Origin of the sequence: Streptomyces sp. NPDC016845, from assembly GCF_044332585.1 — a bacterium.
In the GTDB taxonomy this organism is placed as follows: Bacteria; Actinomycetota; Actinomycetes; order Streptomycetales; family Streptomycetaceae; genus Streptomyces.
Genome location: NZ_JBIRPI010000001.1, coordinates 647,449 through 668,105 on the forward strand (window position 1 = coordinate 647,449; position 20,657 = coordinate 668,105).

Consider the following 20,657-nt stretch of genomic DNA (forward strand, 5'->3'; position numbering starts at 1 on the left):
GAAGCGCACGCGAAGTCAAGGGGCGGGGACGGCGGGTACGGGCACGGTTGATCGCGGGGTGACACCCGCGGCGGGTTGGCAACCCCTTCCCGCCGGGCGGCGACTAGGGGGACGTGACGCACTCGGCGCCGCTCGACCCCAGGAGCCCCCACATGCCCGGAGCACACCCTCACCGCAGACGGCGCAGCCCCTGGCTCGCCGCCACCGCCGCTGTCGCCCTGGCCGCCGCCGGGCTCACCCTCCTGCCCAGTGACAACGCCTCCGCCGCCACCGCCCGGCAGGCCGAGAAGCTCGACCGCGGCCTGGTCAGCGTGCACACCGACGCAGGAAACCTGGTCAGCTGGCGCTGGCTCGGCACCGACCCGGACAACGTCTCCTTCAACGTCTACCGCGCCGGTACGAAGGTGAACGCGTCCCCCGTGACCGGTTCCACCAACTACTTCCACTCCGGCGCCCCGAACTCCGCCGACTACACGGTCCGCGCGATCGTCAACGGCACCGAGCAGGCCGACTCGCCGCACGCGATCCAGTTCCGGACCGGCTACAAGGACGTACCGATCTCCCCGCCCGCGGGCGGTACCACCCCCGACGGAGTCGCCTACACCTACGAGGCCAACGACGCCTCCGTGGGCGACCTCGACGGCGACGGCGTCCTGGAGTTCGTCCTCAAGTGGCAGCCCACCAACGCCAAGGACAACTCCCAGTCCGGCTACACCGGCAACACGATCGTCGACGCCGTGAAACTGGACGGCACCCGTCTGTGGCGCGCCGACCTGGGCCGCAACATCCGCTCGGGCGCGCACTACACCCAGTTCCAGGTGTACGACTACGACGGCGACGGCAAGGCCGAGGTCGCCATGAAGACGGCCGACGGCACGGTCGACGGCCAGGGCAAGGTCATCGGCAGCTCGTCGGCCGACCACCGCAACTCCAGCGGCTACGTGCTCTCCGGCCCCGAGTACCTGACCATGTTCAACGGGCAGACGGGCGCCGCGATGGGCACCGTCGACTACGTCCCCGCGCGCGGCACGGTCTCGTCCTGGGGCGACTCGTACGGCAACCGCGTCGACCGCTTCCTCGCGGGCACGGCCTACCTGGACGGCGCACGGCCCTCCCTGATCATGGCGCGCGGCTACTACACGCGATCGGTGATCGCGGCCTGGGACTGGCGGGGCGGCGCCTTCACGCGCCGCTGGACGTTCGACACGAACTCCTCCACGCACAGCGGCAAGGGCTACGACGGCCAGGGCAACCACCAGCTCTCGGTCGCGGACGTCGACGGCGACGGCAGGGACGAGATCGTCTACGGCGCGATGGCGGTGGACGACAACGGCAACGCCCTGTGGACCACCAAGAACGGCCACGGCGACGCGATGCACGTCGGCGACCTCGACCCCTCCCGCGCGGGCCTGGAGGAGTTCAAGGTCGACGAGGACAGCTCGAAGCCGTCGTCGTGGATGGCCGACGCGAGAACGGGAGCGGTCATCTGGTCCACGGGCGCCAACGGCGACAACGGCCGAGGCGTCTCCGGCGACATCTGGTCCGGCAGCGCGGGCGCCGAATCCTGGTCGTCATCCGAATCCGGCATCCGCGGCCCCAAGGGCACGGTGGTGGCGTCCCGCAAGCCCTCCTCCACGAACTTCCTCTCCTGGTGGGACGGTGACACCACCCGCGAACTCCTCGACGCCACCCGCGTCGACAAGTACGGCACGTCCTCCGACACCCGCCTTCTGACCGCCTCGGGCGTCCACTCCAACAACGGCACGAAGGCGACGCCCGCCCTCGCGGGCGACATCCTCGGCGACTGGCGCGAGGAGGTCGTCTGGCCGACCACCGACAACACGGCCCTGCGCATCTACTCGACCCCCCTCGAAACCTCCACCCGCATCACCACCCTGCTCCACGACACCCAGTACCGCACGGCCCTGGCCTGGCAGAACACGGCCTACAACCAGCCCCCGCACCCGAGCTTCTTCATCGGCTCGGGCATGGCGACGGCGCCCCGGCCGACGATCGCCACACCCTAGCGACGAGGCCCCCTCAGCCGCTGGTCCAGCGCCAGGCGTTCCCGCTGTACCGGCAGGTGATCGCCGTGCCGGCCGCGGTGGTCGTGGACGCGCCGTGGTCGGCGTTGCGGCAGAACTGGCCGGACTTGTAGCAGTTGCCGGCGTTCGAGGTGATGGAGCACGTGCCGGACTCGGTTCCGCCGCCACTGGCGCCCCCGCCCGTGGAGCCTGAGCCCGCCGGCGGTTTCGCGGTGACGGTGACCTCGACCTTCGCGGTCTTCGTGGTGGTCACCGTCACCGTCGGCGCGGGGGCGGGTGTGGCGCTCGCCGTCGCCGTCGCTGTCGCCGTGGTCGTCGCCGTGACGGTGGCGGCCGGCCGGACCTGGTCCGTCGCCACGGCGTCGCTCTTACCGTCCTTGCCACCGTCACCGGCACCGGCGGCGCCGATGCCCGTACCGAGGAGCAGCGCGATGCCGATCGCGGGGAGCACGATGCGTTTGCGGGCCCACTTCGGTGCGGGACGGGTGTCAGGTCCGGGTGTGGGCGCGGGTATGTGCGGGTTGGTCATGGTGTCCCCCTGGTGGTGAGGGGGGTGAGCCTAGGGTGCCCCGCGCGAAATGTGTAGAGACCATGAAGAAACGGTGATGCTTTGTGACCCGGCCGTGCGGCGTGCGCTCGGCCGGGCCCTGCGGTCGCGCGCTGCCCTCAGCCCGCGCCGCACTCCTTGCCGCCGAGCGTGAACGCCGTGGGAACCCCGTTCGCCGTCGACGATCGGCTGCCGGTGAAGCCGAACGCCGCCGAGCCGCCCGGCGCCACCTTCCCGTTCCAGCTCACGTTCTTCGCCGTCACCGTGGCGCCCGACTGGCCCGCCTCCGCGTTCCACGCCTGCGTCAGTTTCTGGCCGGACGGGAACGCCCAGCTCAAGGACCAGCCGTCCCACGCGGACGACCCCGTGTTCGTCACCGTCACGTCCGCCTGGAAGCCGCCCGGCCATTCGTTGGTCACCTTGTACGTGACCTTGCACGCGGCATCGCCGGAACCGCCGTCGCCACCCCCGTCACCCGGGTCCGTCGGGGTGCCCGCCGTGTCGCCGTAGATGACGCCGCGCCCGTTCGTCGACACGTACACCCGGCCGTAGACCCGCGGGTCACCCGTGATCGCCGCGCCCGTCCAGCCCCACTGGTGGGCGTCGTCGTTGATCCGGGTCCAGGTGGCGCCCGCGTCCGTGGAGCGGAAGATGCCGCGGACGCCACCGATCTTCGCGCTGGTGAACAGGGTCTGGTAGCTGGCGCCCGGTGCCGCCTTGCCGAAGCCGACCGTGTCGGCCTGCTCGACGCCGGACAGCTTCACGAACGTGGCGCCGCCGTCCTTCGAGTGCCACAGGCCGTACGCGCCCTGCGTCGAACCGCCCGCCAGCCAGATGTCCCCCTTCGCGCCCGGCACCGCCTTGAACCGGACCGGACCGTCCGCCGGCAGCCCGCTCGACGCTTTCGCCGTGAAGGTCGCGCCACCGTCCGAACTGGCGTAGAAAGTGCCCGACTTGAAGGCGTAGAAGGTCTTCGCGTCCGCCCGGTCGGATTCCACCACCGCCCCCGCCGGTACACCGCTCGACGCCGTCCACGACGAACCCGTACCCGCCTGCACGCCGGCGCCCTCCGGGCTCCACACGTACCGGCCGCCGTCCGCCGACACCGCGACCGTGCCGCCGCCCGTGACGCCGGAGGGGTCGGTTCCCGCGTACCAGTTGGCCCCGTTGTCGGAGGAGAAGGCGATGTGCGCGCCCGAGTCGACGTTGCCGGCGCGAACGACCGTGTCCGGCTTCGCCTCGGCGAAGTCCAGGCTCGTCGACGACGTGAAGTTGGGGCTCGTGAACATCATCGGCGGGACCTTCGTCAGGTCCGTGTGGCGGAAGCCGCCGATGTCACCGAGCGCGCTGAGCAGCGGCGCGCCGGAGGGCGGGGAGGCCAGGTCGTTGACCGCCGTCTCCTCCAGGCCCTTCACCATCGGCTTGATGGTGACCGCGCCGGTGGAGCCGGTGTCCCACGCGCCGAGATTCTCCGTCCCGTAGATCGTCGCGCCCGTCCCGTACATCATCCGGTTCGAGTCGAACGGGTCGATCTCGAGCGCCTCCGTCATCCAGCCGAGCTTCGGCGTCTGCTCGGGCGGCGCCGGGTTGGCGCCCCACGTCAGCCAGGGGGCCGACGAGACGTCCATCGTGTAGCGGTTCGCGCGCTCCGGGTACGAGGTGTAGTCCCACGCCTTCGTCCACGTACCGCCGCTGTCGTTCGAGCGGAAGATCTGCGTGTCCGGCCACCAGGAGCTGTAGCCGGAGACCATGACCGTGCCGGGGTGCTGCCGGTCGAGCGTCAGGCCGCTGAAGCCGTAGAACGTGTCGGCCTCCGCGACCGGGCTGATGTCCTTCCACTCGCCGGTCTTGGTCGAGTACCGCCACACCTGGCCTTTTCCGCCGTCGTACGGGCCGCCCGTGTCGCTGTACGCGAGGTAGAGGTAGCCGTTGTGCGCGTCCAGAACGCCCTTGTGGGGGAGGTGTCCGGTGGGCTGGCCGGCCACGCGCTGCCAGGTCGCGCCCGCGTCCGTCGAGCGGTAGACGGAGTTCTCCTTGTCGGCGACGCCCGCGTAGACCGTCTGCGTGCGGGACGTGCCCGTACCCGTCGACTCGTCGAACGTCACCCACACCACGCCCTGCAGATCGGACGCGTAGCCCGACGTGTCGGACGGGTCCTGGCGGTATGTGCCCGGGTTCGGGAACGCCGTGACCTGCGACCATGTCACGCCCGCGTCCGTCGAGCGCCACAGGCCCTTGCCGCTGGGCGCGCCCAGGTAGAGGACCTTGTTGTCGTGCGGGTCGATGGCGAGGCGCTCGCCCATGCCGCGGCCCGGCATGTTGCCGCCGAGCTTGAAGGGCAGGTCCGTCTTCTTCCAGGTCGCGCCGCGGTCGGCGGAGCGCAGGATCGCCCCGTTGCCGGGGTCCCAGTCGTTCGTGTACGTGCCGACCGCCGCGTACACCTTGTCCGGGTCGACGGAGTCGGTGGCGATCGAGGCGACGCCGGTGTGGCCCCAGTCGTCCCAGCCGACCGAGTCGAGCAGCGGGGTCCAGGACTTCGTGGCCTGGTCCCAGCGGTAGGCGCCGCCGATGTCCGTGCGGGCGTAGGCGAGGTTCTTCTCGGAGCGGTTGAAGACGATGCCGGGGACGAAGCCGCCGCCGTCCATCCGGGCGTTCTTCCAGGCGTACGTGTCGGCGGCCGGGGCCGGGGAAGCGACGGCCGGCCGGGGCGCGGTCGGCGCCTCCGCCGCCGTCGCCGCGCCCGTCGTCAACAGGCCCGCCACGAGAGCGAGTACGCCTGCCAGAGGTGAACGGGGCAAGCGGGGTCTGCGCATGAGTTCTCCAGTTACGGATACCGGGGGAGGGGGAGAGGGAGGAGCCGGGTGAGGGCCGGGCGGACCCCGGGGAGGGGATCCGCCCGGCCCGTTTACACGGAGCCGTCGCCGGCGGGGCGTCTATTCGAGCAGCTCCGCGTATGAACCCATGGCGAGCGCGATGTCCGCCTGGGCCCAGAACCGGTGGTACGTGAACGTCGGCGCCGCGCCGCCCGCCAGATAGGCCTCGATCTTCGACCAGTTGGGGTCGCTCTTGTAGAAGGAGCGCAGCGAGGAGAAGGTCGACGAGGAGTCGATCTTGTCGCCGTTCGGCATCGTTCCCGTCCAGCCGCTCGGCACGTGGACCGGGTCGCCGAACCGGCTGTAGTCGGCCCGGGTCTCGGGCACGGCGATGCCGAGGGCGTCCTGGTTGTTCGCCCACATGCCGTCGAGCAGCGCCTTCGCGACCGTCTTCGCCTGCGCGTCACCGGACTTGGCGGCGTAGTACGTCAGGGTCTTGGCGTAGGCCGCCGCGACACCGACGTCGTTCGTGTAGTCGGCGACGGTGACGTGCAGCCCGCTGTTCGCACTCGGGCTCGAGGCGTTCCAGGTGTCGGGCTTGCCCGACCACTGGAGCGTCGACGGGACACGGAACGTGCCGTCCGGGTTGACGGTCGTCTCGGACAGGGCCCAGTCGACCCACTTGTCCAGGACCACCTTGGCGTCGGCGTCGCCCGTCTGCTGGTAGTACTCGGCGACGCGCTCCATCGACCACGCCTGGAAGCCGAACCACTGGTTCGACGGCGGGTCGTGGTAGACCGGCGCCTCGTCGTAGTACATGCCGTAGAAGGTCGGCGTGCCGGACGGCGGGGTGCTGTAGCTGCCGCCCCAGCTGTTGGTGGCGCCGCCCGCGATGGCGCCCTCGTCCGACTGGAGCCAGCGGTAGAACTCCAGCTGCCGGTCGAGGGACTTGGCCCAGTCCGCCTGACCCGTTGCCGACTTGGGCTTCAGGTCGGCGGCCGAGGAGAGGGCGTACGCGGCGAGCGGATTCTGGTAGCCGCCGTGCGTGTGGCTGGAGCCGATGCGCCAGGCCCAGCCCGCCGAGGTGTCGGTGGCGCCGCCCCACGCGTAGTACCAGGACATCAGGTAGTGCGAGGCGTCCTTGCCGGTACCGGCCGGGCAGGTGGCCGGGCTGGTGCAGTTCCCGACCTTCTTGAAGTACTTGTCGTACATCGAGTACCGCAGGTAGTCGCCCATCTTGGCGGCCTTGCCGACGGTCGCTGAGACATCGGCGCTCTTGCCCTGCTGCTTGGCCCACACGTCCGCCCAGTAGGCGGCCTGCACCGCACGCGCGTCGGCGTCCGGGGCGTTGGTGAACTTCCACTGCTTCGCGTAGGACGAGTCACCGGTGAACAGGTCCAGGTAGCCGTTCTTGCCGCCGTACTTGAACTGGTCGCAGGTGGGCTGCGGCACCGTCTCCCACACCGACTCCTGCGCGCCGCGCTGGAAGGTGTTGATGTAGGAAGGACCTGTCGCGGTCGGGCCCGCCTCGCACTTGCCGGGCTCGTTCCCGTAGCCGTAGACGTTGTCGACGTCCTGGAGCCAGTGCATGCCGTACACGTCGTCGGTGCCGTACGCGCTCTTCAGCTCGCCGGCGATCGGGTCGCTGCCGACGGGGACCGACGGGTCGAGCTTGGCCGGGTACTGGGACGGCAGATCGTGCTCGGGCGCGTACGTCGCGGGCTTCGAGGCGTTGTAGAAGGAGTTCGTCGGCTGGTCCGCGTGGGTGGGGATCATGTACTTCTCCATGATCGTCCACGCCCCGTTGAACTTCGACCAGTCGCCGGTGACCTTGCCGTACATCGCCTGGAGCCACAGGAGGTAGCTGTACGCCTCCGAGGTCGTCTCGTGGCCGTGGTCAGGCGCCTCGACGATCAGCGTCTCCACCGAGTGGTACGGGACACCCTCCGGCGAGAAGTAGCCGTTCGCCGGGTTGGTGATCTTCCCGTAGAGGTCGAGGAAGCGGGCGTCGTACGTCTTGGAGGCGGCCAGCTGTGTCACCGTGACCGTCGCCTTGGCGTGGCCCGGGGCGCTCACGGAGAAGGCAGCCGCGCCGGTGCCGGTCGCGTCGGCCGCGATCGTCACCTTCTGCGCCGTGTTCCAGTTCGACGGCGTGAAGGTCAGGCTCGCGCCGGCGGAGACGGACAGGCCGGTGTTGCCGCTCGCGCGGGCCGTCGAGACCGTGACGTTCGAGGTGGGCTGCGTCGACAGCTTGACGTCGAACGTGCCCGACTTGGACTGCTGGACGCCGAGTTGGGCCGGCGAGGCGACCACGGCGGGGCCCGCCGCGACCGTGATGCCGACCGGCGTCGACTCACCGGACGCGTTCAGACTGTCGTACGCCTTCGCGTACAGGGAGTGCGTGCCGGAGGCGAGGTTCGACGTGGACAGCTCGAACGGCGCGGACGTGTCCGTGCCGAGGAGCGTCGTGTCGTCGTAGAACTCGACCTTGCCGATGCTCGCCCCGTCGGCCGCGGCGGCGGTGGCGGCGAGCGGGACGGCGTCGCCCGCCGAGTAGACCGCGCCGGCCTTCGGGCTGGTGAGCACGGTGACGGGCGGCTGATGGGCGCCCGCGCAGGTCGTGCCGTTGATCGCGAAATCGGTCGGGGCGGAATTCGAGCCGCTGTAGCTGAATTGTGCTCCGGCGCTGGTCGCGGCCCCTGCCGCGATCTTGGAATTGTACGAGAGATTCTTCGCGGTGATCGTTTTTCCGGACTGCGACCAGGCGGCGTTCCAGCCGTTGCTGAGCTTCTGGTTGCCGGCGTAGCTGTAGGTGAGGCTCCAGCCGTCGATCGCCTCGCTGCCGCGGTTGGTGATCGTCAGCTCGGCGGTGAAACCGGAGCCCCAGTCGTTGGCCTTGTAGTCGACGCTGCACGCAACTGCCGCTGCTTCAGCGGTGGTTGGCAGTGCTGCAAGTGTGGCGAGCGGTAGTGCCAGGGTGGCCGCGACGGCGGTCCACAACCGCCGGGCCCGTCTCTTGGGCATGGACTGGTTCCTCCTTGCGGTTCGGGGGATGCGGGGGGTCAAAGAGGTGCGGCTGTGATGTGGGCGTCACAACCTGTGAACCAGTGGGAGCGCTCCCAAGGATGGGGACGAGGCAATTGGGGGTCAAGAGGGTTGAAGAGTCGAATTAATTCGACAGCAAGAATTCGTAACTCCTCTGTTGCTTGACGGCAGTTCCTTCTCTACAGTCCTCCAGCAACCAGTGGGAGCGGTTCCATCAGTCGTCACGCCGACCTGTGCCGGTCGTGACCGAGCTGCGAGGAGTCGCTCATGCACCACCCCTGTCATCACCCCCCTCACCACCCCCTTCACCACCCCTCTCATCGCCGTGTCCGCGGCGTCGGCGCGACTGCTCGCGCGCACTGATCGCAATTGCTCCGGGGCGTCCGGCAACCTTCGCGCGCCCCGCGGCGACCATCCCTCGGCCCATGGTGATCACCCATGGTCCGAGCCGAGCCGAGCCGAGCAGCGCACGCCCGATCCGCACCACCTCACCCCCAGGAACACCCAGGAAAGGGACACCGCACACCATGAGCCGTATCAGATCGCGAGCCGGTACCGCCGTGCTCACCGCTCTCGCCCTCACCGGCGCCGCCTGTGCGGGCAGCGCCGTCGCGGCACCCGCCGAGGCCGCCGCGGCTGCGGGCTGCACCGTCGACTACAAGGTGCAGAACCAGTGGGACAGCGGCTTCACCACCGCCGTCTCCGTCACCAACAACGGCGCCGCGGTCAGCAGTTGGGACGTCACCTGGTCCTACGCGGGCAACCAGAAGGTGACCAGCGGCTGGAACGCGAACATCTCCCAGTCCGGCGCCGCCGTCAGCGCCAAGAGCCTCTCCTACAACGGTTCCCTCGCCACCGGTGCCTCCACCTCCTTCGGCTTCAACGGCACCTACAGCGGCACCAACGCGCTGCCCGCCACGTTCAAGCTGAACGGCGTCACCTGCAACGGGGCCACGGACCCGACCGATCCGACCGATCCGACCGATCCCACGGACCCGACCGACCCGACGGATCCGACCGGCCGCGTCAACAACCCGTACGCCGGCGCCAAGGTGTACGTGAACCCGGAGTGGTCGCAGAAGGCCGCGGCCGAACCCGGCGGGACCAAGATCTCCAACCAGCCCACCGGCGTCTGGCTGGACCGGATCGCCGCGATCAACGGTGTGAACGGCGGCATGGGCCTGCGCGACCACCTCGATACGGCCCTCACCCAGAAGGGCAGCGGCGAGGAAGTCGTCCAGCTGGTCGTCTACGACCTCCCCGGCCGTGACTGCGCCGCCCTCGCCTCCAACGGCGAGCTCGGCCCGAACGACATCGACCGGTACAAGAGCGAGTTCATCGACCCGATCGCCACGATCCTGGCCGACCCGAAGTACGCGGGCCTGCGCATCGTCACCACGATCGAGATCGACTCGCTGCCCAACCTCGTCACCAACGTCAGCGGGCGCCCGACCGCCACGCCCAACTGCGACGTGATGAAGGCCAACGGCAACTACCAGAAGGGCGTCGGCTACGCCCTCGACAAGCTCGGCGACATCCCCAACGTCTACAACTACATCGACGCCGGTCACCACGGATGGCTCGGCTGGGACGACAACTTCGGCGCCTCCGCCGAACTGTTCAAGACGACCGCCTCCGGCAACGGCGCGAAGCTGTCCGACGTCCACGGCTTCATCGTGAACACGGCCAACTACAGCGCTCTCAAGGAGACCAACTTCACGATCAACGACTCCGTCAACGGCGTCTCGGTCCGCCAGTCCAAGTGGGTCGACTGGAACCGCTACACCGACGAGCTGACCTACGCCCAGGCCATGCGCGACAAGCTGGTCTCGCTCGGCTTCGACCAGAACCTCGGCATGCTGATCGACACCTCCCGCAACGGCTGGGGCGGCGCGGCCCGACCGGCCGGACCGGGCGTGAAGACCAGCGTCGACACGTATGTGGAGGGCGGCCGCATCGACCGTCGTATCCACCTCGGCAACTGGTGCAACCAGTCCGGTGCCGGCCTCGGTGAGCGGCCGAAGGCCGACCCGGCCGCCGGGATCGACGCGTACGTGTGGATGAAGCCGCCGGGCGAGTCCGACGGTTCGAGCACCGCCATCGACAACGACGAGGGCAAGGGCTTCGACCGCATGTGCGACCCGACGTACACGGGCAACCCGCGCAACAACAACAACCTGTCCGGGGCGCTGCCCAACGCGCCGGTCTCCGGACACTGGTTCTCCGCCCAGTTCCAGGAGCTGATGAAGAACGCCTACCCCGCGCTGTAGGCGCGACGACACGGCCCGCCGGTCTCCGGGACATGCGATCCCCGGGGCCCGGCGGGCTCGCCCGCTTCCCGCTCGTCCGCTTCCCGCTCGTCCGCTCCCCGATCGCCCGTTTCTCGCCCCACCAGGTCCATGCGCACCGAGTCTTTTTTGCGTGACCGGCAAACCGGCTTGCCCGTATGCCGGGCGCCCGCGCACGGTGGAGGTGTACGCGACGGCAGGCACGAAGGGCGGCGACCACGCATGGCACACGGCCACCACCAGCACGGACACACCCAGGAGAAGGGGGCGCACCACACCCACCCCGACTGGGTCGACATGCTTCCGCAGCTGGAGCGCAACGCCGAGGTCTACACCCCGCTCTACACGCAGGCCCTTGACTGGCTGCGCGTCTCCCGGCCCGCGGGCACCCGGCTGATCGTCGACGCGGGCAGCGGACCCGGCGCCGTCGCACGCCAGCTCGCCGCCGCCTTCCCCGAGGCCCGCGTCGTCGCCGCCGACCCCGAGGAGGCGCTGCTCGCGCGCGCCGCCGAACGCGCCGAGGAGGCCGGGCTCAGCGACCGGCTGTCCACCCTGCGCGTCGAACTCCCGGACCAGAGCGCGCAGTTGCCGACGGCCGACCTCATCTGGGCGGCCCGTTCACTGCACCACGTCGGGGACCAGCGGGCCGCGATCGCCGCGCTCGCGGACCGGCTCGCGCCCGGCGGCACCCTCGCGCTCGTCGAGGGCGGCCTGCCGTGGCGCTGCCTGCCGCGCGACTTCGGCCTCGGCCGGCCCGGCCTGCAGGCGCGCGCCGACGCCCTGGAGGAGCAGTGGTTCGCCGAGATGCGCGCGGAGCTGCCCGGCGCCAAGGAGGACACGGAGGACTGGGCGGCGCTGCTGACCGACGCGGGCCTGACCGGCGCGACCAGCCGCACCTTCCTGCTCGACCTGCCCGCGCCGCTCGACGACGACGCCCGCGCGTTCGTCATCGAGCTGTGGAAGCGCCGCGCCGACACCTTCCCGGGCAGCATGGCGGCCGACGACGCCGAGGTGCTCGCCCGCCTCGTCGACCCCGACGACCCGCGGAGCCTGTACCGGCGCGACGACGTCTTCCTGCTCGCGGCCCACACGGTGCACATGGCGGTACGGGCCTGAACGCGGCCGGGAACACAGCGGCGCGGGCCCGCTCGGACCCGCGCCGGAGATGTGCTCAGGCCAGGTCGAACTCGGCCGGGTCCGAGCCGAGCCGCCGGTCCTCGTTGAGCGCGCTGATCGCGCCGAGGTCCTCGGTGTCCAGTTCGAAGCCGAACACGTCGATGTTCTCCTTGATCCGCGACGGCGTCACGGACTTCGGGATGACGACGTTGCCGAGCTGGATGTGCCAGCGCAGGACGACCTGCGCGGGCGTGCGGCCGTGCTTCTGCGCGATCGCCACGATCGCCGGAACCTCCAGGAGGCCCTTGCCCTGGCCCAGCGGCGACCAGGCCTCGGTCGCGATGCCCAGCTCCTCGTGCTTCTCACGGGAGACGCGCTGCTGCAGGTGCGGGTGGAGCTCGATCTGGTTGACGGCCGGGACGACGGACGTCTCGGCGATCAGCTTGTCGACGTGCTCGGGGAGGAAGTTCGAGACGCCGATGGCGCGGGCACGGCCGCTCTTGTAGATCTCCTCGAACGCCTTGAACGTCTCCACGTACAGGTTCTTGGAGGGGAGCGGCCAGTGGATCAGGTACAGGTCCACGTGGTCGAGGCCCAGCTTCTCCAGCGACACGTCGAAGGCGCGCAGCGTGGAGTCGTGGCCCTGCTCGGAGTTCCAGAGCTTGGTCGTGACGAAGAGCTCGTCGCGGCTGATGCCGGACGCGGCGATCGCCCGTCCTGTGCCCTCTTCGTTGGCATAGATGGCCGCGGTGTCGATGCTGCGGTACCCGGCCTCCAGGGCCGTCGACACGGCCTTCTCGGCCTCGTCGTCCGGCACCTGCCACACTCCGAAGCCGAGCTGCGGCATCTCGACGCCGTTGTTCAGGATGATCGGGGGGACCTTGCTCACGAGGTGTCGATCCTTAAGTCGTCGGTTGGTACTCCCATGATCAACGATCGGGGACGCGAGCGCATTCCGTTGATCATGATCAGGAGGGCGTGTTCCGTCGCTGGGGGTCACCCGCGGTAGAGGGCGTCGACCTCTGCCGCGTACGCCGTCTCGATCGACTTCCGCTTCAGCTTCAGCGACGGGGTGAGGAGCCCGTGCTCCTCGGTGAACGGGTGCGCGAGGATGCGGAACGTACGGATCGACTCCGCCTGCGAGACGAGGGTGTTCGCGGCGACCACCGCCCGCCGCACCTCCATCTCCACGTCACCGTCGCGGACCAGCTCGGTGGGGGTCATCAGCTGTTTGCCGCGCATGCCGAGCCAGTGCTCGACGGCCTCGGCGTCGAGGGTGACGAGCGCCGCGATGTAGGGCCGGTCGTTGCCGACGACGATGCACTGCGCGACCAGCGGATGGTCGCGCACCCGCTCCTCCAGTTGCTGCGGCGAGACGCTCTTGCCGCCGGAGGTCACGATGATCTCCTTCTTGCGCCCCGTGATCGTGAGGTAGCCGTCCTCGTCGAGGGAGCCCAGGTCGCCGGTGGCGAGCCAGCCGTCGTGCAGCGCGGAGTCCGTCGCCTTCGGGTCGTTGAGGTAGTGCTGGAAGATGTTGGGGCCGTACAGCCAGATCTCGCCGTCGTCCGCGATGTGCACGGTGGTGCCGGGGATGGCCTTGCCGACCGTGCCGTAGCGGGTCTGCTCGGGCGGGTTCGCGGCCGCCGCCGCTGTCGACTCGGTCAGGCCGTAGCCCTCGTAGATCGCGACGCCCGCGCCCGCGAAGAACAGGCCGAGGCGCCGGTCCATGCCGGAGCCGCCGGACATGGCCTGGCGGACCCGGCCGCCCATCGCCTCGCGGACCTTGGAGTAGACGAGCTTGTCGAAGAGCGAGTGCTGCATGCGCAGGGACGCGGACGGTCCGGGGCCGGTGCCGAACGCCTTCGCCTCCAGCGCGTCCGCGTACTTCACGGCACACTCCACCGCCTTGTCGAAAGGCCCGGACCTGCCCTCCTTCTCCGCCTTCCGGCGGGCCGCGTTGAAGACCTTCTCGAAGATGTACGGCACCGCGAGGATGAAGGTGGGCTTGAACGCCTGGAGGTCGGGGAGCAGCGCCGCCGCGTTGAGGCGCGGCTGGTGTCCCATCTTCACGCCACCGCGCACGGCGGCGATCTGCACCATCCGCCCGAAGACGTGCGCCAGGGGAAGGAAGAGCAGGGTGGAGGCGACGCTGTCGCGCTTGGAGGCGAAGACCGGCTCCCAGCGGGCGACCATCGTGTCCGCCTCGAACATGAAGTTGGCGTGCGTGATCACACAGCCCTTGGGGCGGCCCGTCGTGCCGGACGTGTAGATGATGGTGGCCGTCGATTCCGGGGTGACCGCGCGGCGGTGGCGGTGCACCGTCTCGTCGTCGAGGTGGTCGCCGGAGGCCGAGACCTCGCCGACCGCGTCGGCGTCCAGTTGCCAAAGGCGCCGCAGGTGGGGCAGGCGGTCGATGACCGTGGCGATGGTCATCGCGTGGTCCTCGTGCTCCACCACCGCCGCCGTCACCTGGGCGTCGTAGAGCATCCAGAAGACCTGCTCGGCGGAGGAGGTCGGATAGACCGGGACGACCTGGGCGCCCACGGTCCACAGGGCGAAGTCGAACAGCGTCCACTCGTACCGGGTGGGGGCCATGATCGCGACGCGGTCGCCGAACCGGATGCCCTCCGCGAGCAGCCCCTTGGCCAGGGCCAGTACCTCGTCACGGAACTGGGCGGCGGTGACATCGTGCCACCGGCCCTCCTTGTCCTTACGGCCGAACGCGATGTGTGAGGGGTCCTCCAGGGCGTGGTCGAACACGGCGTCGGCCAGGCCGCCCACCGGCGGCGCCGTCGCCAGAGCGGGATTGGTGAACTCGCGCAAAGTTGCTCCTTGTGGCGCTCCGCACAGCGTCGGTGACGGTACCCGACCGCGGCCTCCGGCGGGAGGGGTGCCAAGTTGCCGGAAGCACACGGAATATGCACAGGTCAGCCGGGTAAATGCGGCCACAAAGGAAGGGCCGGGACAGAATTCTTACGCCCGAGTAAGTTTCGGTGGCGTAATCTCCCGGCCCTCTTCACCACTCTCCACGGAATCTGTACGCAGAGGTCACTGGGGCGCCTGGACCGCCTTTTTGGGCGGAGCGGTCGGTTCCGCTACGGGTGTCCGGGGCGACCGTACCAGCACCAGGACCGCGATCCCCGCGACGATCGCCACACAACCGGCGAGCACGGAGGCGGAGTTGAGGCCCTGCGCCGGCGGGCCCGTCGAACATCGTGGTCACGGCGGTGGCCCGGGACACGGCGGGCCTCTACGCGTACGTCAGTGGAAAGCTGGGCCGTCTGGAGGGAGTGGAACACGTGGAGACGGCCCCGTTCAGCCGCAGAGTCAAGCAGCTGACGTACAGCCCGCCGATCCGCTGAAGCGCCGCCCCCAGGGGCGCGGGGAACCGCGCGAGCAACCACGGCACACGTGAGCCCGCGAGCGTGACGTGAACCCCAGCGGTGCTCGGGCGCTATCGAGTCCCCCGGTGCAACCGATCGCCACCGGCCAGAATGGCCTGGGCCAACGCCACCCCGGGCCCGCCCCGATCCCGCCCCCGCCCCGCGGACCCGTGCAGCACCACGAAATCGACCTCCCCCAACTCCGGCAACCCCCGGTCAGGGACGCGCACGAGCCCCGGCGGAACCAGACCCCGCGCATGCGCCATCACCCCGAGCCCCGCCCGCGCCGCCGCGATCAACCCGTTCAGCGACCCACTCGTACAGGCGATACGCCAGGCCCGCCCGTGCCGCTCCAGCGCCTCGAGCGCCATCGCCCGTGAAATCCCCGGCGGCGGATACACGATCAACGGCACGGGCCGCTCCGGATCGATCCGCAACCGCTCGGACCCGATCCACACCATCCGGTCGTGCCACACGGACTCGCCGCGCGGGTCCTCGGGCCGCCGCTTGGCGAGGACGAGATCGAGCTTCCCGGCGTCGAGCATCTCGTGCAGCGTCCCCGACAGCTCGACGGTCAGCTCGAGATCGACCTCGGGATGCTCGTGCCGGAACGACTCCAGGATCTCGGTGAGCCGGGTGAGGACGAAGTCCTCGGACGCCCCGAACCGCAGCCGCCCTCGCAGCCGCGTACCGGTGAAGAACGCGGCGGCCTGCTCGTGCACCTCCAGGATCCGCCGCGCGAACCCGAGCATCGCCTCCCCGTCCTCGGTCAGCTCGACGGAGTGCGTGTCCCGCGTGAACAGGGTCCGCCCGGCCGCGTCCTCAAGGCGCCGCACATGCTGGCTGACGGTGGACTGCCGCACCCCGAGCCGCCGCGCGGCCTGCGTGAAGCTCAGCGTCTGCGCGACGGCGAGAAACGTCCTCAACTGTGCGGGTTCGTACATCCCCCGACCCTACCCCCGCTCATCACGTACCACGATCACAGTCAGAGTGGTGTACGGGATTCCCGATCACGGAAGAAGGGAGGACCATGAAGAGGGCACGACCTGAACCGAGAGCAAGGAACCAATGAAACGCCTGCACTGGCCGCGCTGGATGCCGGTCGACCCGTACATCCTGGCGTTGATCGCGACGGTGGGGATCGCCGCGCTCCTCCCGGCCCGCGGCGCCGCCGCCGACGTCGCCTCGGGCGCCTCGACCGGGGCGGTCGCCTTCCTCTTCTTCCTCTACGGGGCGAGACTCTCGACCCGGGAGGCGATGGACGGCCTGCGCCACTGGCGCCTGCACGTCACCGTCCTGGCCTGCACGTTCGTGGCGTTCCCGCTGCTCGGCCTGGCGGCCCGGGGCCTGGTCCCGGTCCTGCTCCCACGGAACCTGTACGAGGGCCTGCTCTTCCTCACCCTCGTTCCCTCGACCATCCAGTCCTCGATCGCGTTCACCTCGATCGCGCGCGGCAACGTCCCGGCGGCGATCTGCGCGGGCTCCTTCTCCTCCCTCGCCGGCATCGTCCTCACCCCGCTGCTCGCGGCGGCGCTGCTCGGCAACAGCGGCGGCGGCTTCTCCGCCGACTCGCTCGTCAAGATCGTGCTGCAACTGCTCGTGCCGTTCGTCGCGGGCCAGCTGCTGCGCCGCTGGGTCGGCGGCTTCATAGCCCGCCACAAGAAGATCCTCGGCTACGTGGACCGGGGCTCGATCCTGCTCGTCGTCTACACGGCGTTCAGCGAGGGCATGGTTCAGGGCATCTGGCACCAGGTCAGCGCCGTCCGCCTGATGGGCCTGCTCGCCGTCGAGGCCGTCCTGCTCGCGGTGATGCTGGCAGCGACCTGGTACGGCGCGAAGGCGCTCGGCTTCGGCCGGGCGGACCGGGTCGCGATCCAGTTCGCGGGCTCGAAGAAGTCCCTGGCGTCCGGCCTTCCAATGGCGAGCGTCCTGTTCGGCGCGCACGCCTCGCTCGCCGTCCTGCCGCTGATGCTCTTCCACCAGATGCAGCTGATGGTGTGCGCGGTGATCGCCAAGCGCCGCGCGAAGGACCCGGAGGAGCCGGACGGCGAGCCCGCGCTCAGCCGAGCCGGAGGGACACGAACCGCGGCCGGTACAGCGCCACGTTCCGGCTGAGATGCGCCTGCGCGGTGGCGGGCGCCGCGTCCAGCCAGTTGACGTCATAGCTCAGCACGAGCCGCCCGCCCCCGCTCACGCCCTGGTGCGCCTGCGGGTTGTACGCGGCGACCGTCCCGTCCGGCAGCGGCGGCGTGAACCCCTTCGCGGGCCCGTGCCAGGGCCCGGCGGGGGAGCAGGCCCAGTACGAGGTGACGGTGGTCAGTCCGGCGGTGCCCGCCGCCATGGTGAACAGGGTGTACGTCCCCGAGTCCCGCACCACCCCGAACGCGCTGCCCACCCCGCGCCGCCGCCCGTCCCCGAGCACGGGCGCCGCCCGCGCCCCGGCCCGCCAGCGCTCGCCGTCCCAGTACTGCCAGTCCTGCGGTGAGCCGAGCCGCCCGCGCTCGACACGGGCCACGTAGGCGCTGCGCACGGGAGCCTGCCCGTCGTCACCGCCGAACACGTACGTCCAGTCCCCCTCGTCGACCATGGTCGTCCCGTACAGCACGCGCTGCGCCGGATCGGGGACCTGCCGCTGGTCGAGCACCTGCGTGAGAGAGTCGAGCCGCAGGTCGGGCAGGGTGAGGGTGGCGACCTCGGTGGCCGTGGGCACCCCGTAGATGTACGGCCCGGTCCCGGCGGTCCGCGTCCACAGCAGGACCCGTACGACCTGCTCCCGCGCCCCCGGCGACCGAGGCTCCACCCGCGCCGCGACGGGCCACCGCCACTCACCGGCGCCGGTGTCGGGGAACAGTGGCGCGGCGACGGTCCGCTCGATCCGCCCCGAACGCGCCATCAGGACAGCCGAGTTGCGCACCATGGGCGCATTGGCGTCCCGCCAGGAATGGTGCTGCCCGACGGGGTTGGGCGGCGGATGGACGGCCCCGAGATATGTGTCGGAGAACAACCACAACACCCGCCCGTCGGGCAGGGCCACGGAGTGCGTCCCGTCCCCACCGGTCCAGTCGTCGCCCCGGGAGTTGTCGTCCCCGTACCGTTCCCACCGGCCGGTCAGCTCGTCGTCCGCCTTCCAGTCGGTCACGGAGCGAGGGCCGCACGGGGAGCCGCCCCCGTCGTGATCGACGAGGGCGGCCCACACCACACACCCGCAGACGAGGGCGACGACCAGCCCGATCAGGGGCGCGGGGGAGTGCGCGACCAGCCGAAACCGACCGTGTGCCGCCGACGATCCCTCGCCACCCCTCACAATCCGCGACGCTAACGCCCCGAGCGCACCCGATCCAGCGGCAACCACAAAACAGCCCGCCCACCGGAGGTGACCCGCACATCGTCGAGCGCCCCCGAGAAGAACGCCCGGCTGTCCATCCGCTGCCCCACATGCACCCCGAACGGCGAGTTCCGGCTGACGGACCCGGGAACACCGGCGGCGCTCTTCACCACGGCTCCGTCGACGCTCAGCGTCAACTGGCCATCGGCGCGCCGTAGTTCGGCCTGATGCCAGGCCCCGTCGTTGTAGGCGGAGGAGCTGCTCACCGACACGGTCCGCGGAGCGCCCGCCCCGTCGCGCGCGGTGATCAGCCCGGTGATCCGGTGCGAGGCGGGCTCACCCCGCAGCCACACCTGCGGCTGCGTCGTCCCGATGCCGCCCATCCACAGGAACGGCTGCTCCCCGCTGGTGGCGGTGTACCGGAACCGCACGGAGGCGACGAAGTCCCGCTCGCCCAGTGCCAGCGAACGCCGGTAGGGCAACCGCACCGCGTCGTCGACCCCGTCGAACGCGAGCGCCCGCCCGGCCGCCCCGTCGTCGGTCACCGACGCCCCGCCGAGGACGGCCGCCGGCCGTGCGCCCGGCGCGTGGTCGGGCGTCGTCGGGTCGGGCCCGCGCCGCTCCTTCAGCCGGTCGAGGGTGAACCGCGCGAAGCGGATCTCGTCGCGCGCGTCGACGGCGCCGCCCTCGTACATCAGGCCCACATGGGCCCGGTCGGCCTGGACCAGGTCCGAGTAGCCCGCCCAGTCCGTGGTCACGACGGTGGAGCGGTCGAAGCTGTCCCAGGTGCGGCCACCGTCGTAGGAGGACCGGATCGTCATGGTGCGGCGGCGGTCCGGGTCGCCGGGGCAGCCGAGCAGCAGCCGCCGGCCGCCCTTGCCGACGGGCAGTACCGAGCACTGCACCTGGGGCGCGTACAGGTCGGGGACGGCGGTGAAGGGGCGGGCGAACGAGTTCCCGCCGTCCCGGCTCACCGTGTGCGTACGGTGGCCGAGGTCGGTGCCGTCCTGCTCGCGCCCGCTGACGTAGACCGTGCCGTCGGGGAGTTCGGCGAGCGTCATCTCGGACGGCTTCTGGCGCCATGTGCCCTCCGGCGGTATCGGCCACGTGTCCCTCGCGCCGATCCGCCAGTGTTCGCCGTGGTCGTCGCTGATCATCAGGGTGGCGTGGTTGGCGGTGACACGGCTGCCGTCCCACGTCTCGGCGTTGACGGTGAAGACGAGGCGTCCGCGGTGGCGGCCCTTGGTGAGCTGGATGCCGTGCACGGGCCCGGTCGCGTACCAGGAGTTGAACTCGGGCGGCAGCAGTTCGTCGCTCAGGTCGCGCGGCGCGGACCAGCTGCGGCCGTCGTCGTCGCTGTACTGGAGGTGCGGGGTGCGGTCACACGGCACAGGGCAGTTCCCGCCGTTCGCAAGGCCCGTGTTGTAGGTCTCGGCGAGGAGGATGCGGCCGGTCTGCCGGTCGACGACCGGCGCCGGGTTGCCGTGGGTGTCTCCGGCGCCCTCGTTGACCACCTGGAGCGGTGACCACGTACGGCCGCCGTCTTCGGACCGTTTGACGACGATGTCTATGTCACCGGCGTCGGAGCAGTCGTGTGTGCGCCCCTCGGCGAAGGCGAGGAGGGTGCCCCTGACCGTGCGTACGACGGCCGGAATGCGGTAGCAGGCGTAGCCGGGATCTTGCGACGCCTTGAACAACACCTGTTGTTCGAAGGGGAGTTGGGGCTCGTCCGCCGCGGCGGAGACGGCCGGGAGTGCTGCGGCGACAGCCATGGAGGCGGCCGCGGCCGCCACGATGGATCTCAGAGATCTCAGACGTGCGCGCACGGAGTTACGTCGCATGACGCGACCCGCCCTTCAGGTCATACCGACACATGGCTATGAACCAGACATCCCACGTCCAACGTATGCGGCAAAGACGCTACTGGCGTGCCCCGACACCCCACAAGAACCGCGCACCACGTCGTTCCCCCGAAATCAGGGAATCAGGGCCCGCGCCGCCGACGACGAACTGCTCGCACCGCTCACCGCGGACGAGCAGGGAAGGTTTCTCGACATGTCGCGCCGGGTGTCAGGGATCTCGGCGTAGGGGCCCG

13 protein-coding genes are annotated in these 20,657 nt (G+C 70.4%); 5 read left to right on the forward strand and 8 right to left on the reverse strand.

Annotated features, from left to right (window positions below; all coding sequences use genetic code 11):
• Positions 1 to 152: 152 nt before the first annotated feature.
• Entirely contained in the window at positions 153 to 2,027 is a 1,875-nt protein-coding gene (locus ACH4RC_RS02765; protein WP_398194229.1) for a rhamnogalacturonan lyase, read from the forward strand.
• Positions 2,028 to 2,040: 13 nt separating this feature from the next.
• Here the strand turns inward: ACH4RC_RS02765 and ACH4RC_RS02770 are convergent, their stop codons facing one another.
• The 3 genes from ACH4RC_RS02770 to ACH4RC_RS02780 all read right to left on the reverse strand — a co-directional run bounded on the left by ACH4RC_RS02770 (position 2,041) and on the right by ACH4RC_RS02780 (position 8,429).
• Positions 2,041 to 2,574 carry a hypothetical protein gene (locus ACH4RC_RS02770; RefSeq protein ID WP_398194232.1) on the reverse strand — a complete coding sequence of 178 codons (534 nt, stop codon included), beginning with the start codon at positions 2,572 to 2,574 and terminating at the stop codon, positions 2,041 to 2,043.
• Between the two features lie 137 nt (positions 2,575 to 2,711).
• Positions 2,712 to 5,405: a cellulose binding domain-containing protein gene (locus ACH4RC_RS02775; RefSeq protein WP_398194235.1), complete on the reverse strand. Its 2,694-nt coding sequence runs from the start codon at positions 5,403 to 5,405 to the stop codon at positions 2,712 to 2,714.
• A 120-nt stretch (positions 5,406 to 5,525) separates the two neighbouring features.
• Entirely contained in the window at positions 5,526 to 8,429 is a 2,904-nt protein-coding gene (locus ACH4RC_RS02780; protein ID WP_398194237.1) for a glycoside hydrolase family 48 protein, read from the reverse strand.
• Positions 8,430 to 8,977: 548 nt separating this feature from the next.
• Between ACH4RC_RS02780 and ACH4RC_RS02785 the strand changes: the two genes are divergently transcribed.
• Together ACH4RC_RS02785 and ACH4RC_RS02790 are read left to right on the forward strand one after the other, a co-directional pair.
• Complete coding sequence (locus ACH4RC_RS02785) at positions 8,978 to 10,720, forward strand: glycoside hydrolase family 6 protein (protein WP_398194240.1); 1,743 nt, start codon at positions 8,978 to 8,980, stop codon at positions 10,718 to 10,720.
• 240 nt (positions 10,721 to 10,960) lie between these two features.
• Positions 10,961 to 11,854 carry a class I SAM-dependent methyltransferase gene (locus tag ACH4RC_RS02790; RefSeq protein WP_398194243.1) on the forward strand — a complete coding sequence of 298 codons (894 nt, stop codon included), beginning with the start codon at positions 10,961 to 10,963 and terminating at the stop codon, positions 11,852 to 11,854.
• Between the two features lie 55 nt (positions 11,855 to 11,909).
• On the opposite strand, the gene ACH4RC_RS02795 is transcribed toward ACH4RC_RS02790, so the two are convergent.
• Together ACH4RC_RS02795 and ACH4RC_RS02800 are read right to left on the reverse strand one after the other, a co-directional pair.
• Entirely contained in the window at positions 11,910 to 12,701 is a 792-nt protein-coding gene (locus tag ACH4RC_RS02795) for an aldo/keto reductase (RefSeq protein WP_398195667.1), read from the reverse strand.
• A 149-nt stretch (positions 12,702 to 12,850) separates the two neighbouring features.
• Complete coding sequence (locus tag ACH4RC_RS02800) at positions 12,851 to 14,677, reverse strand: AMP-dependent synthetase/ligase (protein WP_398194245.1); 1,827 nt, start codon at positions 14,675 to 14,677, stop codon at positions 12,851 to 12,853.
• A 404-nt stretch (positions 14,678 to 15,081) separates the two neighbouring features.
• Here ACH4RC_RS02800 and ACH4RC_RS02805 point away from each other — a divergent pair, with 404 nt between their 5' ends.
• Positions 15,082 to 15,216, forward strand: a complete 135-nt coding sequence (locus ACH4RC_RS02805) for a hypothetical protein (protein WP_398194247.1) — start codon at positions 15,082 to 15,084, stop codon at positions 15,214 to 15,216.
• A gap of 92 nt (positions 15,217 to 15,308) precedes the next feature.
• On the opposite strand, the gene ACH4RC_RS02810 is transcribed toward ACH4RC_RS02805, so the two are convergent.
• Positions 15,309 to 16,181, reverse strand: a complete 873-nt coding sequence (locus ACH4RC_RS02810) for a LysR substrate-binding domain-containing protein (protein ID WP_398194249.1) — start codon at positions 16,179 to 16,181, stop codon at positions 15,309 to 15,311.
• 124 nt (positions 16,182 to 16,305) lie between these two features.
• Between ACH4RC_RS02810 and ACH4RC_RS02815 the strand changes: the two genes are divergently transcribed.
• Positions 16,306 to 17,352 carry a bile acid:sodium symporter family protein gene (locus ACH4RC_RS02815; RefSeq protein ID WP_398194250.1) on the forward strand — a complete coding sequence of 349 codons (1,047 nt, stop codon included), beginning with the start codon at positions 16,306 to 16,308 and terminating at the stop codon, positions 17,350 to 17,352.
• Here ACH4RC_RS02815 and ACH4RC_RS02820 read toward each other — a convergent pair.
• Together ACH4RC_RS02820 and ACH4RC_RS02825 are read right to left on the reverse strand one after the other, a co-directional pair.
• Positions 17,297 to 18,472 (reverse strand): hypothetical protein, encoded by a 1,176-nt coding sequence (locus tag ACH4RC_RS02820; RefSeq protein ID WP_398195670.1) that lies wholly within the window; start codon positions 18,470 to 18,472, stop codon positions 17,297 to 17,299. The two genes, ACH4RC_RS02815 and ACH4RC_RS02820, sit on opposite strands and share 56 nt — an antisense overlap.
• An 80-nt stretch (positions 18,473 to 18,552) precedes the next feature.
• Entirely contained in the window at positions 18,553 to 20,334 is a 1,782-nt protein-coding gene (locus ACH4RC_RS02825) for an exo-alpha-sialidase (protein ID WP_398194251.1), read from the reverse strand.
• Between the last annotated feature and the right edge of the window lie 323 nt (positions 20,335 to 20,657).

Excerpts from the sequence above, each read along its gene's own strand:
- ACH4RC_RS02765 (WP_398194229.1), top strand. The coding sequence starts at position 153 with ATGCCCGGAGCACACCCTCACCGCAGACGGCGCAGCCCCTGGCTCGCC.
- ACH4RC_RS02810 (WP_398194249.1), bottom strand. The coding sequence starts at position 16,181 with ATGTACGAACCCGCACAGTTGAGGACGTTTCTCGCCGTCGCGCAGACG.
- ACH4RC_RS02790 (WP_398194243.1), top strand. The coding sequence starts at position 10,961 with ATGGCACACGGCCACCACCAGCACGGACACACCCAGGAGAAGGGGGCG.
- ACH4RC_RS02825 (WP_398194251.1), bottom strand. The coding sequence starts at position 20,334 with ATGGCTGTCGCCGCAGCACTCCCGGCCGTCTCCGCCGCGGCGGACGAG.
- ACH4RC_RS02775 (WP_398194235.1), bottom strand. The coding sequence starts at position 5,405 with ATGCGCAGACCCCGCTTGCCCCGTTCACCTCTGGCAGGCGTACTCGCT.
- ACH4RC_RS02780 (WP_398194237.1), bottom strand. The coding sequence starts at position 8,429 with ATGCCCAAGAGACGGGCCCGGCGGTTGTGGACCGCCGTCGCGGCCACC.
- ACH4RC_RS02795 (WP_398195667.1), bottom strand. The coding sequence starts at position 12,701 with ATGCCGCAGCTCGGCTTCGGAGTGTGGCAGGTGCCGGACGACGAGGCC.
- ACH4RC_RS02785 (WP_398194240.1), top strand. The coding sequence starts at position 8,978 with ATGAGCCGTATCAGATCGCGAGCCGGTACCGCCGTGCTCACCGCTCTC.
- ACH4RC_RS02770 (WP_398194232.1), bottom strand. The coding sequence starts at position 2,574 with ATGACCAACCCGCACATACCCGCGCCCACACCCGGACCTGACACCCGT.
- ACH4RC_RS02815 (WP_398194250.1), top strand. The coding sequence starts at position 16,306 with ATGAAACGCCTGCACTGGCCGCGCTGGATGCCGGTCGACCCGTACATC.